The 12297-nt window shown below is 62.9% G+C and carries 10 protein-coding genes; 4 read left to right on the top strand and 6 right to left on the bottom strand.

Going from position 1 to position 12297, the window contains the following annotated elements; genetic code table 11:
• From HU730_RS22710 to HU730_RS22695, 4 genes are all read left to right on the top strand, one after another.
• Nucleotides 1-1269 carry a Zn-dependent hydrolase gene (locus tag HU730_RS22710; protein ID WP_034127988.1) on the top strand — a complete coding sequence of 423 codons (1269 nt, stop codon included), beginning with the start codon at nt 1-3 and terminating at the stop codon, nt 1267-1269.
• Nucleotides 1266-2669, top strand: a complete 1404-nt coding sequence (locus tag HU730_RS22705) for an amidase (protein WP_186527057.1) — start codon at nt 1266-1268, stop codon at nt 2667-2669. Before HU730_RS22710 ends, HU730_RS22705 begins: the two co-directional genes overlap by 4 nt.
• A gap of 735 nt (nt 2670-3404) precedes the next feature.
• The gene (locus HU730_RS22700; protein ID WP_073526797.1) at nt 3405-4268 is read left to right on the top strand and encodes a LysR family transcriptional regulator; all 864 of its coding nucleotides are present in this window, start codon (nt 3405-3407) and stop codon (nt 4266-4268) included.
• 58 nt (nt 4269-4326) lie between these two features.
• Nucleotides 4327-5331 carry a LacI family DNA-binding transcriptional regulator gene (locus tag HU730_RS22695; RefSeq protein WP_054897430.1) on the top strand — a complete coding sequence of 335 codons (1005 nt, stop codon included), beginning with the start codon at nt 4327-4329 and terminating at the stop codon, nt 5329-5331.
• On the opposite strand, the gene HU730_RS22690 is transcribed toward HU730_RS22695, so the two are convergent.
• The 6 genes from HU730_RS22690 to HU730_RS22665 all read right to left on the bottom strand — a co-directional run bounded on the left by HU730_RS22690 (nt 5328) and on the right by HU730_RS22665 (nt 12286).
• Complete coding sequence (locus HU730_RS22690; protein ID WP_034128168.1) at nt 5328-6053, bottom strand: SDR family oxidoreductase; 726 nt, start codon at nt 6051-6053, stop codon at nt 5328-5330. The genes HU730_RS22695 and HU730_RS22690 overlap by 4 nt on opposite strands.
• Before the next feature lie 139 nt (nt 6054-6192).
• Nucleotides 6193-7725: an FGGY-family carbohydrate kinase gene (locus HU730_RS22685; protein ID WP_034128275.1), complete on the bottom strand. Its 1533-nt coding sequence runs from the start codon at nt 7723-7725 to the stop codon at nt 6193-6195.
• A 1-nt stretch (nt 7726) separates the two neighbouring features.
• Nucleotides 7727-8806 carry an alcohol dehydrogenase catalytic domain-containing protein gene (locus HU730_RS22680; protein ID WP_034128169.1) on the bottom strand — a complete coding sequence of 360 codons (1080 nt, stop codon included), beginning with the start codon at nt 8804-8806 and terminating at the stop codon, nt 7727-7729.
• Nucleotides 8807-8831: 25 nt separating this feature from the next.
• On the bottom strand, nt 8832-9824 hold the full coding sequence (locus tag HU730_RS22675; protein WP_014719047.1) for a sugar ABC transporter permease: 993 nt from the start codon (nt 9822-9824) through the stop codon (nt 8832-8834).
• Nucleotides 9790-11298, bottom strand: a complete 1509-nt coding sequence (locus HU730_RS22670; RefSeq protein WP_034128170.1) for a sugar ABC transporter ATP-binding protein — start codon at nt 11296-11298, stop codon at nt 9790-9792. Before HU730_RS22670 ends, HU730_RS22675 begins: the two co-directional genes overlap by 35 nt.
• A 64-nt stretch (nt 11299-11362) precedes the next feature.
• Nucleotides 11363-12286, bottom strand: a complete 924-nt coding sequence (locus HU730_RS22665) for a substrate-binding domain-containing protein (protein ID WP_014719049.1) — start codon at nt 12284-12286, stop codon at nt 11363-11365.
• Nucleotides 12287-12297 lie beyond the last annotated feature (11 nt).

The following is a 12297-nucleotide window of genomic DNA, read 5'->3' as shown; positions in this document are numbered from 1 at the left end:
ATGAACAGTCTTGCGCAACCGCTCCAGAGCAATGCCCCGCTGATCAACCGCGACCGTTTGTGGCAGTCACTGATGGACCTGGCGCAGCTCGGCGCCACGGCCAAGGGCGGCGTGTGTCGCCTGGCCCTCACCGACCTGGACCGCCAGGCCCGCGACCTGTTTGTGCAGTGGTGCGAAGCCGCCGGGTGCAGCATCAGTGTGGATGCCATCGGCAATATCTTCGCTCGCCGTCCTGGCCGCAACCCCGCCCTGCCCCCGGTCATGACCGGCAGCCATATCGACACCCAGCCCACCGGCGGCAAGTTCGACGGTTGCTACGGGGTAATGGCCGGGCTGGAAGTGATCCGCACGCTCAATGACTTGCAGATCGAAACCCAGGCACCCATCGAAGTGGTGGTGTGGACCAACGAAGAAGGCTCGCGCTTCCCGCCGTGCATGATGGGCTCCGGGGTATTTGCCGGGAAGTTCGACTTGCAGGAGACCCTCGACAAGCGCGACGACCAGGGCCTGTCGGTAGGCAGCGAATTGCAGCGCATCGGCTATGCCGGTGCGCGTGCGGTGCTGGGCCATCCGGTGGGCGCTTATTTCGAGGCGCATATCGAGCAAGGCCCGGTGTTGGAGGACCAGGCGATTACCCTGGGGGTTGTGATGGGCTGCCTGGGCCAGAAGTGGTTCGACCTGACCCTCACCGGCGTCGAGGCGCATGCGGGCCCTACGCCCATGCACCTGCGCAAGGATGCCCTGGTGGGCGCTGCCGAGGTGGTCAGCGCGGTCAACCGTATTGCCCATCAGCATCAGCCTCACGCCTGCGGCACCGTCGGCTGCCTTAACCTGCACCCTGGCTCGCGCAACGTGATCCCCGGCCAGGTGCACATGACCATCGACCTGCGTCACCTGCACGCCGACAAGCTGCAAGCCATGGTCGATGAAGTGCGCGCAGTGATCGAAGACGCGGCCGCCCGCCACGGCTTGACGTTTGAACTGACGCCCACCGCCGACTTCCCGCCGCTGGACTTTCACCCGACCTGCGTCAACGCCGTGCGCGAGGCTGCCCAGGCATTGGGCTTGAGCCATATGGACATTGTCAGCGGCGCCGGGCATGACGCGATTTTCGTCGCTGAACTGGGCCCGGCCGGGATGATCTTTGTGCCGTGCGAAGGCGGCATCAGCCATAACGAAATCGAAAACGCCGCGCCGGATGATCTGGCCGCAGGCTGCGCGGTGTTGCTGCGCGCCATGGTCAACGCGGCGCAGGGAGTTCAAGCATGAGTGAGATCGGCCAATTGACGGCGGTGCAACTGCTGCAACACTTTCGTGACAAGACCTTGTCGCCCGTGGAGGTCACCGAAGACGCGTTGCTGCGCATCGAGCGCTACAACCCGGTGGTGAATGCTTACTGCCATGTCGACCCGCAAGGCGCCCTGGACGCTGCGCGGGCGTCGGAACAACGCTGGTTCAAGGGCGAACCTTGCGGCGCCCTGGATGGCGTGCCGGCGTCGATCAAGGACCTCACGCTGACAGCCGGCATGCCCACGCGCAAAGGCTCGCGCACCTCCAGTGCCGAGGGCCCGTGGGACGTGGACGCGCCCTTCTCGGCCTTCATGCGCAAGGCTGGCGCGGTGCTGCTGGGCAAGACCACCACCCCGGAATTCGGCTGGAAAGGCGTGACCGACAACCCGCTGTACGGCATCACCCGCAACCCGTGGGACACGCGCACCACCGCCGGTGGCTCGTCCGGGGGCGCCGCTGCGGCGGCGGCATTGAACCTCGGCGTGCTGCACCAGGGCAGCGACGCCGGCGGCTCGATCCGTATTCCCTGTGCGTTTACCGGCACCTTCGGGATCAAGCCGACGTTCGGCTATGTGCCGCAATGGCCGGCCAGCTCCATGACGATCCTGTCGCACCTGGGGCCGATGACGCGCACCGTGGAAGACAGTGTGCTGATGCTGCAAGCCGTGGCGCGACCGGATGCACGGGACGGCTTGATCGGCGCGCCGCGAACCACGCCCTGGCTCGTTCCAGGGACGGACTTGAAAGGGTTGCGTGTCGCCTATAGCCCCACGTTCGGCTATGTGAAAGTCGACCCGCAAGTCGCCCAGGTAGTGGATCAGGCTGTGCAGGGTCTGGTGCAACTGGGCGCCCATGTCGAGCAGATCGACCCTGGCTTCAGCGACCCGTTGGATGTCTTCAGCACCTTGTGGGCCGCCGGTGCCGCTCGCCTGACCGGCACGATGAGCGAGGCGCAAAAGCAACTGCTGGACCCTGGGCTGCTACGCATTGCGCAACGGGGCGAGCGCTTGAGCCTGGACAATTTCAACGCAGCCCTGGAAGCCCGGGCGGCGCTGGTTGCACGGATGGCAGCTTTCCATGAGCATTACGATGTGCTGGTGTCACCGATGATGCCGATCACCGCGTTCGAAGCCGGGCACAACGTACCGCCGGATTCGGGAATGACTGAGTGGATGGAATGGACGCCGTTCACCTACCCGTTCAACCTTACCCAACAACCGGCGGCGTCAGTGCCCTGTGGGTTGGCGGCAAATGGCTTGCCGGTGGGCTTGCATGTGGTGGGTGCGCGGTTTGCCGATGAGCAGGTACTTAGGGTGTGTCACGCGTATGCACAGGCATTCCCCACAGCGCACTTGCACACACCGAAAATCCCGACCTGAAATACCTACAACTGTGGGAGCTGGCTTGCCTGCGATAGCACAGGTTCAGTCAGCACATTGGCCCCTGACACACCGCCGTCGCAGCTTCTACACAATTTTGTAGGTTGTAGCAGCCAACGGTAACCACGATGCGAAGCGAGCCGCTCTTGATCTGCTTTTGATCTTGATCTCAGGCGCCCCGTTAAACCACGCTGGCCGGAATTCGACAGTGATTTGGGGGGTAAACCGGCAGGGATGCCGGTTTAGCCGCCCCGCGCCATGGATGGCGCGTGGCGGCGGCCCCCCAAATCACTGGCGGATTACGGGCACACCGAGCCTAAGCGAGGTGCCGAGTGGTGGGGCAAGAGCGTTTTGCTTACTTTGCCGCTTTTGCAAAGTGAGCCGCCGTCAGGGCGGAACCCTAAGTGGCCGTTACCTAAATAACGGATATGTACGCGCTCTGATCCAACATCCCAGTTGACTGTCAGGCCGTCTTCGCAGGCAAGCCAGCTCCCACATAGAACTGCGGCGCGTCAGGTGGATAAGCGTCGCTGTCAGCCCGCCACGGGAGCAAGCTCCCTCGCCACAGATACAGCGTCGTACCAAAGTTATGTAGATATCTATGCTGCGATAGCGGTGTGTCAGAGGCCAATGGGCTAACTGAACCAGCGATTTCGCAGGCAAGCCAGCTCCCACATGGATCGCATTCCAATCCTGCATCGCTCTACAATGCCCCCATTCATCCCCGGGGGTTTCATGGACATCGAACTGGCACGCACTTTCCTCGAAATCACCCGCTGCGGCAGCCTGGCCGCGGCGGCCGAGAAACTGCACGTCACCCAGACCGCTATCACCGCTCGTGTCAAAAACCTCGAGAACCAGCTCGGCTGCACGCTGTTCGTGCGCAACCGTGCCGGTGCGCGGCTGACCGCCGACGGCGAGGCGTTCGTGGTGTACGCCAACCAGTTGCTGCAAACCTGGGAAGCCGCCCGCCGTGACCTGCCATTGCCGGACGGCTATCGCAATGTGCTGCATATCGGCGGGGAGGTCAGCCTGTGCAACCCGTTGATGCTCGGCTGGGCCAAGGCGCTGCGCGAGCAGATACCGGGGCACGCCTTGCGCACCGAAGTGCGTGAAGGCGAATACCTGCTGCGCCAACTGGAGCTGGGTGTGCTAGATGCCGCCTTGGTGTTCCAGCCGCAATACTGGCCGGGCTTGCAGGTGGAGCAGGTGCTGGAAGAAAAACTGATTCTGGTGCAACTGGCGAGCAAACCCTCGCCCTACGTGTATATCGACTGGGGCCAGGGTTTTCGCCAGCAACACGACGCCGCCCTGCCCGACCGTGCGCGTGCCGCGTTGAGTTTCAACCTGGGGCCGCTGGCGTTGCAGTACATCCTGGAGAATGGCGGGGCTGGCTACTTCCGCACGCGGGTGGTGCAGAGCTACCTGGACAGCGGCGTCATGCAGCGCGTGCCCAAGGCGCCGGAATTCAGCTTTCCGACCTACCTTGTGTATTCGCGGGCGCGAGATTCAGCGGTGTTGCAGCAGGCTTTGGAACTGCTGCGCGAAGTGGTGAAGGCCGAAGGCGACTGGTCGCAACGCTGGGATCCGCTGATTTGAATCACTCTACGCTTGCGCACATGCTAGCCTGCTGGTGTTTACTCTCGCAGTCTTACCGATGAACAAGAAAAAGTCCGTCACCATCAGCGACATTGCCAAACGGGTCGGCATGACCACCATTACGGTGTCCCGCGCTTTGAGCAAACCCGACCTGGTCAAACCCGCCACCCTGGCGCGCATCCTGGAAGTGGCACGCGAGCTGGACTACGTGCCCAACGCCTTCGCCCGCGGGCTCAAGCGCAGTGAAAGCCTGATCATCGGGGTCATCACCGCATCGGTAGACAACCCGTTCTACAGCGAGATGATCAAGGCGATTTCCCGCGAGGCGAAAAAGCACGGCTACACCATCATGCTGGTGGACACCGATGAGCTGGAAGAACTCGAAAGCAAGGCAGTCGATACCCTGCTGGGCTATCGCGTGGCGGGGATCATCCTGTCGCCGGTCTCCGACGAGCCGAGCTACCAGCCCGACTACCTGGAGCGCCTGGGCAACGGCAAGACCCCGGTGGTGCTGCTCGATCGCACGATCCACGACAGCCCGTTCAGCCGCGTGGTGCTCGACAACTACCACAGCGGCCTGCAAGCCGCGCACTACCTGTTACGCCAAACCCCGAACCTCAAGCGCCTGCTGGTGCTGACCGGCCCCGAGCACTCCCGTATCAGCGTGGAGCGCCTCAAAGGCCTGCGGGAAGTGCTGGCCGAACATCCCGACATCCAGGTCGAGGTGCAGGCGGGCGACTACACGCTGATGCCGGCTTACCTGCATACCCTCGATTACCTGGCCGCACACTCGGCACCGGACGCGATCATGGGTTTCAACCAGTTGATCACCCTGGGCGCCCTGCGCGCGTTGCGCATGCACAACATCGCCCATGACAGCTTGACCATCTGCGGCATCGACCGCCTGCCCTTCGCCGATATCTTTGGCGTGCCGATTGCCTGCGTGGCCCACGACGCGTCCCTGGCCGGCAGCAGTGCGGTGCGCCTGCTGCTTGATCGCCTGCAAGACCCGCACAAGCCACGGGACAAAGTGGTCATCGCCGGGCAGTTGGAAAACGGCTAGCGGCTGGTGTAGCCGCCGTCCACAGGCAGGCTCACGCCACTGATCATGCTGGCCGCGTCGCTAAGCAAAAACAGCACCGGCAGCGCCACTTCCGCCGGTTGCGCAAAACGCCCCAAAGGAATCGCTGCCAGCGCCGGGTCGCGCTTGGCCGGGTCGGACCAGGCCATGGTCGCCATGGGTGTCAAGGTCACGGTGGGGTTGACGCTGTTGACGCGTATGCCAAAACGGCCCCACTCGGCGCATTGCACGCGGGTGATCGCATCCAGTGCAGCCTTGGAGGCGCAGTAGCTCAGGTGATCATCCAGCGCCACCAACGACGCCTGGCTGGAGACGTTGACGATGCTGCCGGCCATGTTCGCCTCGATCATCTTTGCCGCGACCCGGCTGGCCACTTGCGCAGCGGCGCGGGCGTTGACATGCATTACCTGGTCGAAGGCGTTGGCGCTGATGGCAGCGGCGGGCTCCAGGCGTGAGATACCGGCGCAGTTGACCAGGCCGTGCAGAGGCGGCAGGTCGTGCAGGGCGTTGTCGAGGGCGATGCTGTCAGCGATGTCCACGCACAGGGTGTGGCACCCCAATGCCGCCAACGCCTGGGCATCGCGACCGAGAGCGAAGACTTCAGCGCCGCTGGTGATCAGTTGCTGGGCAATTTCGCGACCGATGCCGCTGCTGGCACCGGTGACGAGGATGCGCTGGTACGAAAAGTCGAAGGTGGTAGACATAAATAAAGATCTCAAAACCAATGAAGACCCACTGTGGGAGCTGGCTTGCCTGCGATAGCGGAGTGTCAGTCTCCTTATCGGGTGCTGATACACCGCTATCGCAGGCAAGCCAGCTCCCACAGTTTTGGACAGTGTTGAATCAGCTGGCTTGCAGGTTGTGCATGACTGGTTTCAGGGCTGGGTACAACTTCAGGTACTCGGCAAACGCCCGGTCATAGGTCATGACATTCTCCCGCTTGGGCTGCGCCCGCAATTGCAACTGCACCCAACCCGTGTCCATCTGCCCATCACTCACCAACCCCATCGTATGCGCCGCCAACAACGCCGCGCCCAGGGCTGCTTCTACCTCCTGCACGATCGTGTACACCGGGTAGCGTGTGACGTCGGCGATGATCTGCATCCACAGGTCCGAATGGCTCGCCCCGCCCACCACAATCAAGCGCGGGTCCAGGGAATGCGCGCCCTGGCTGCCCGCTTCGATATTGTGGCGCAGGGCAAAACTCACGCCCTCCAGCACCGCGCGGTACAGGTGAAAGCGGCTGTGGTAGAGGTTGAGCCCGACAAAACTGCCGCTGGCGCGGTCATCCCACACCGGGCTGCGCTCGCCCATCAAGTAAGGCAAAAACACCACGCCTTCGCTGCCTGCCGGAATCTTCATCGCGCTCTGCTCCAGCAGCGCCAGGCTGTCTTGCCCCGTGGCCTGGGCCTGCTGTTCTTCGGCCTGGCAGAACTGCTCGCGAAACCAGCTGACCGAGGCCCCGGCGGTGATCGCACCGCCGAAGATGTACAGGTCGCGGTGGCCGTTGTAGACGTGGGGCATGCTCACCAAACCGTGACGTGCATCCACCTGCTGGTTCAGATAGCCCCAGCACATGCTGGTGCCGATCATCGCCACATGATTGCCTGGCTGAGTGACACCCGCCGCCAGGGTCGCCATGGCCGCGTCCACGCCCCCAGCGAGGATCGGCGTGCCCGCCTGCAAGCCCAGGCGTGCGGCCCAGTCTGCAAGCAAACCACCCACCACCTCGCCGGAATACAGCAACCGCTCGGGCATCATCGACTGCGCGATACCCAACGCCTCCAGCATCTCGCCTGACCAGTTGCGCGCCGCCACGTCGTAGACACCGCCGATATTCCCGGCGCTGCTGTGGTCCACCGCCAACTCGCCGGTCAGGCACCAATTGATGTAGCTGTTGGGCGGCAACAGGTAACGGGTATTCGCCCACACCTGAGGCTGGTGCTGCTTGAGCCAGAGCATCTTGGTGAAGCCGTAGTAGCTGTCCACCGAATTGCCGGTGATGGCGAACAAGCGCTCCAGGTCCACATGCTCACGCACCCAGGCCACCTGCTCGCCGGCGCGGCGGTCCATCCAGATCAGGCACGGGTGCAGCGGCGTCATCTGCGCATCCACGGCAATGCCCGAACCGCCGTACAAACTGCTGATGCACAGCGCCTTGACCTGCGGCGCCGGCACACCGGCCTTGGCCATGCACTGGGCCACGCAGGTTTGGACGGCATCCAGCCACACCTGCGGCCACTGCTCGGCCCAGCGCACTTTCGGGGTGTCCACTCGGTAGCCGTGGCTGTGCTGGGCGATGATTGTGCCCTGGGCATCCACCAGCAGCGCCTTGGTGCTCTGGGTGCCAATGTCTACACCGATGACGTAGTCCATCTCAGAGCACCGGCTTCAACAGCACCTTGATCGACTTGGTCGAATTGGCCAGTTCAAACGCCTCGGCCCAGTCGTCCAGCGGGAAATCATGGGTGACGATGCCTTGGGAGGTGACCAGGCCACGCTCGAACAGGTCGATGGCGATCGGGTAGCAATACGGGCCCAGGTGCGCGCCGCGCACGTCGAGCTCCTTGCGGTCGCCGATGATCGACCAGTCCACGCTGGTCTCGGCGCCAAACACGCTGAACTCGACAAAGCGCCCGAGCTTGCGGATCAGGTCCAGGCCCTGGGTGACGCCGGCCGGTACGCCCGTGGTTTCGATATAGACGTCGCAGCCGTAGTTGTCCGTCAGCCCGTTGATGATCTCGCGAGCGTTGTCACGGGCGGGGTTGATCACCACATCGGCGCCGAATTTTTTCGCCAGCTCCAGGCGTTCATCGACCATGTCGATCACCACCAGCTTCTTCGGGGTCTTCAGCGCGGCGACCTGGACCATGCACAGGCCCAAGGTGCCCGCGCCGGCAATCACCACCACGTCGTCGAGCTGGATATCGCCACGGTTGACGGTATGGATCGAGCAGGCCATCGGCTCCACCAGCGCCGAGTCTTCCAGGGACACCGACTCAGGGATCTTGTGCACGATGGCGGTCTTGGGAATGCGCATGTATTGGGCCATGCCGCCTTCGGCCACTTCGCGCTGGAAGCCGAAGATGTTGTGCACTTCGCACATCCAGTATTTGCCTGATTTGCAGAAGCGGCACTTGCCACACGGCACGATCTGTTCGGCGATGACCTTGTCACCGACCTTGACCTCAAAGTGCTCCTCGGCGCCCTCGCCGGCTTCGACCACGTAGCCGAAAAATTCGTGGCCCGGTACTACCGGCGCCTTGACCCAGGGGTTGTCGCCGCCCCAGAACATCGCCGCGCCCGAGTGGCACTTGCAGTCACTGGCGCAGATGCCGCAGGCGGCGATACGGATCACCAGCTCATTGGCACGCGCCTGGGGTTTGCCGATGCGCTCCAGGCGGTAGTCTTTCGGGCCGTGGCAGACGACGGCTTGCATGTGAGTGTGCTTGTCCATGTGTTCGGTCCTGTGTAGTGAGGTATTAACGATGGCGCTGACGGCTGATGAAAATCGCCAGCAAGATGATCCCGCCCTTGATCACGCTCTGGACGTAGGGCGACACGCCAAGCATGTTCAAACCGTTGTTCAACACGCCCAGCAGCATGGCGCCGAGCAAGGTGCCGATGATCACTCCGCGGCCGCCGGCAATCGACGCACCACCCAGTACCACGGCGGCAATCGCATCCAGCTCGAACGACACGCCGGCATTCGGCTGGCCGCTCATCAAGCGCGAAGTGAGCACCAGCCCGGCAATCGCGGCGGTGAAGCCGCTGATGCCATACACCAGCAGCTTGAAACGCGCCGCTCGCACCCCGGACAAGCGCACCGCTTCTTCATTGCCGCCGATGGCGTAGATGTAGCGGCCGATGCGGGTGTGTTGCAGCAGCACATAGGCCGCCAGGTAGGTGATCAGCATGATCAGGATCGGCACCTGCAGGCCAAACACACTGGCGCGACCGAAGAACGCGAACCACTCTGGCAAGCCGGAAATCGGGTAGCCGTCGGTGTACATCAGCCCGAACCCGCGGGCGATGCCCATGGTCGCCAGGGTGACGATGATCGGCGGCATATGCAGGTACGCCACGAACAGCCCGTTGCCGATGCCGAAGGCCACGCCCACCAGCAGCCCGACGCCAATCGCCAGGCCCGGCGGCAACCCGGCGACCATCAGCCCGGCGGTCAAGGTGCCGGACAACGCCATCACCGGCCCCACCGACAAGTCGATGCCACCGGTGAGAATCACGCAGGTCATGCCCACCGCTATGATCGCGTTGATCGACACCTGGCGGGCGATGTTGGAGAGATTGCTGGCAGTGAGGAAGGTGTCACTGGCGAGGATCATCACCAGGGTCACCACCACCAGCCCGACAAAGGGATAAAACGCCGGCGAACGCAGCAGCCGCGCCAGGTTCAGGCGCAAGCGGCCGGTGCCGGCGGTGTTAATGGACGTATTCACTTGAGCCCCCTGTTGCATGGCGCATGACCTCTTGAGGATTGACGGCGGACGCTTCCAGTACCTTGACGATGGCGCCCTTGTGGAACACGGCGACGCGGTCGCACATGCCGATGACTTCGGGCAGCTCGGAGGAAATCATGATGATCGCGTAGCCCTGTTCGGTGAGGCTGCGCATCAACGCGTAGATCTGCGCCTTGGCACCCACGTCGATACCGCGTGTGGGTTCGTCGAACACCAGCACGTCGCAGTGGTGGTTGATCCAGCGGGCGATCACGACTTTTTGCTGGTTGCCGCCGCTGAGGTTCACCACAAGGCTTTCGCCACTGGGTGCCTTGATTGACAGCTGGCGCATCAGCGCGTCGACGCTGGCGCATTCCTTGGCCTTGTCGATCAAGCCCGAGGCGTTCTGATACTTGGGCAAATTGTTCAGCGAGATATTTTCGCGAATGCTGAAGGCGGTGATCAGCCCTTCGCTCTTGCGGCTTTCGGGGAGCAGGCCGATGCCGCAGGCCAGGGCTTGGGCCGGGTCATCGAGGCTGACTTTTTCTCCGCGCAGCCACACGTCTTTGCTCACCGTGGGCAGCGCGCCCATCATGCCCAGGGCCAGCTCGGTGCGGCCCGAGCCCACCAGGCCGGCGAAGCCCAGGATCTCGCCTTTATGCAAATTGAAACGGTTGTGGGGACCGTTGCGCACCAGCTGGATATCCTTGACCTCCAGCAGCAACGGGCCGCGTGCGGTAGTGGGTTTAGGCGGAAAACTGCACTCCAGGCGGCGGCCGACCATCATCTCGACCAGGCGGTCGATGTCGCTGTCGGCCACCTCGGTGACGCCCGCATTGCCGCCGTCGCGAAGCACGCTGATGCGGTCGCAGACCTGGAAAATCTCTTCCAGGTGGTGCGAGATAAAAATCACCGCCACGCCCTGGCGCTTGAGTTCGCGCATGATGCCAAACAGCAACTCGGCCTCACTGGGGGTCAGCGTCGCGGTTGGCTCATCGAGCACCAGCAGGCGTGCGTCCAAAGCCAGTGCCTTGGCGATTTCGACAAACTGCTGCTCGGCCACGCTCAGGTGCTTGACCGCGCAGTGCAGATCGATGCTGACCCCGAGGCGCTCGAACAACGCATGCGCCGCCTCGGCCATTTCGCGCTTGCGCAACAGGCCGAAGCGGTTGCTCAGCTCATGGCCGAGGAAGATGTTTTCTACCGCCGTGAGGTAGGGAATCAGGCTGAATTCCTGGAACACAATGCCAATCCCGGCGGCAATCGCATCCCGATAGGTCGCAAATTTTCGGGCCTGCCCGTCGATAAGGATCTGCCCTTCGTCCTGATGCTCGACACCGCCCAGAATCTTCATCAGGGTGGATTTGCCCGCGCCATTTTCCCCGAGCAAGGCGTGGATTTCGCCGCGCTCCACTTGCAGGTTGATGGCCTTGAGGGCCTGCACCCCCGGGTAACGCTTACAGATGTTTTCCAGCTTCAGAAGACTGCTCATACCGCCGACCTCGCACTCAGAAGGAAGACCTGGGCCCCACGAACAACGCGGGGCCTGGGGGGGGTTACCAGCTGAAGTCCTTGGCCTTGGCCTGGTCGATCAAGGTGATGTCCACCGGCACGCTGGCCGGTACTTGGGCGCCCCACTTCTTGGCCAGGGCAATGCCCAGGGCCAGGCGGATCTGATCGCGGGGGTATTGGGCCGAGGTGGCGATGAAATGGCTGCCGGGTTTCTGGATCGCCTTGATCGCTTCCGGCGCACCGTCGACGCTGACAAGCTTCACGTCCATGCCGCTGGCTTCGATGGCCGACAGCGCGCCGAGGGAGCCATTGTCATTCACGCTGAAAATGCCCTTGAGGGTAGGCTGGGCCTGCAACATGTTTTCGGTGACGGTGAGGGCCTGATCGCGTTCCTGTTTGCCGTTCTGGATGCTGACGATCTTGATGTCCGGGTGCTTGGCCACCGCCTCCTTGCAGCCGCGCACACGTTCGAGGATCGGCACCACGGCGATGCCGTCAAGGATAGCGATATTGCCTTTGTCACCGATGGTTTTAGCCAGGTACTCACAGGCCTGGAAACCGGCGTCGAAGTTCTTCGACCCCACGAATGAATCCAACGGGCCATCTGCCTGGGCATCCACCGCCACCACTACGACACCGGCAGCATGGGCCGACTTGACAGCCGATTGCACACCGACGGAATCAGTGGGGTTGATCAGCAGGATGTCGATGCCCTTTTGCAGCATGTCTTCGACATCACTGACCTGCTTGGACACGTCGTGGCGGGCGTCGGTGATGATCAACTTGGCACCGATGGTCGCGCCGGCTTCTTCCAGGGCGTTTTTCATGGTGACGAAATAGGGGTTGTTGATTTCCTGGAACGAGGCGCCGATGCGGATGGGCTTGGCGGCGTCGGCAAACGCGGGGGTCGCGCTGCCCAGGGTGATGCTGGCAGCCAGTAAACACAGGGTTTTTGGGAGCATTTTCATGGCGTGGGTCT

Source organism: Pseudomonas sp. SWRI22 (assembly GCF_014268395.2).
Taxonomy (GTDB): Bacteria; Pseudomonadota; Gammaproteobacteria; order Pseudomonadales; family Pseudomonadaceae; genus Aquipseudomonas; species Aquipseudomonas paracarnis.
The sequence above is the reverse complement of the archived record's forward strand: the minus strand, read 5'-3'. Positions and strand labels throughout refer to the sequence as shown.

Coding starts and splice junctions, on each gene's coding strand:
- HU730_RS22710 (WP_034127988.1), top strand. CDS start 1: ATGAACAGTCTTGCGCAACCGCTCCAGAGCAATGCCCCGCTGATCAAC.
- HU730_RS22705 (WP_186527057.1), top strand. CDS start 1,266: ATGAGTGAGATCGGCCAATTGACGGCGGTGCAACTGCTGCAACACTTT.
- HU730_RS22700 (WP_073526797.1), top strand. CDS start 3,405: ATGGACATCGAACTGGCACGCACTTTCCTCGAAATCACCCGCTGCGGC.
- HU730_RS22695 (WP_054897430.1), top strand. CDS start 4,327: ATGAACAAGAAAAAGTCCGTCACCATCAGCGACATTGCCAAACGGGTC.
- HU730_RS22690 (WP_034128168.1), bottom strand. CDS start 6,053: ATGTCTACCACCTTCGACTTTTCGTACCAGCGCATCCTCGTCACCGGT.
- HU730_RS22685 (WP_034128275.1), bottom strand. CDS start 7,725: ATGGACTACGTCATCGGTGTAGACATTGGCACCCAGAGCACCAAGGCG.
- HU730_RS22680 (WP_034128169.1), bottom strand. CDS start 8,806: ATGGACAAGCACACTCACATGCAAGCCGTCGTCTGCCACGGCCCGAAA.
- HU730_RS22675 (WP_014719047.1), bottom strand. CDS start 9,824: ATGCAACAGGGGGCTCAAGTGAATACGTCCATTAACACCGCCGGCACC.
- HU730_RS22670 (WP_034128170.1), bottom strand. CDS start 11,298: ATGAGCAGTCTTCTGAAGCTGGAAAACATCTGTAAGCGTTACCCGGGG.
- HU730_RS22665 (WP_014719049.1), bottom strand. CDS start 12,286: ATGAAAATGCTCCCAAAAACCCTGTGTTTACTGGCTGCCAGCATCACC.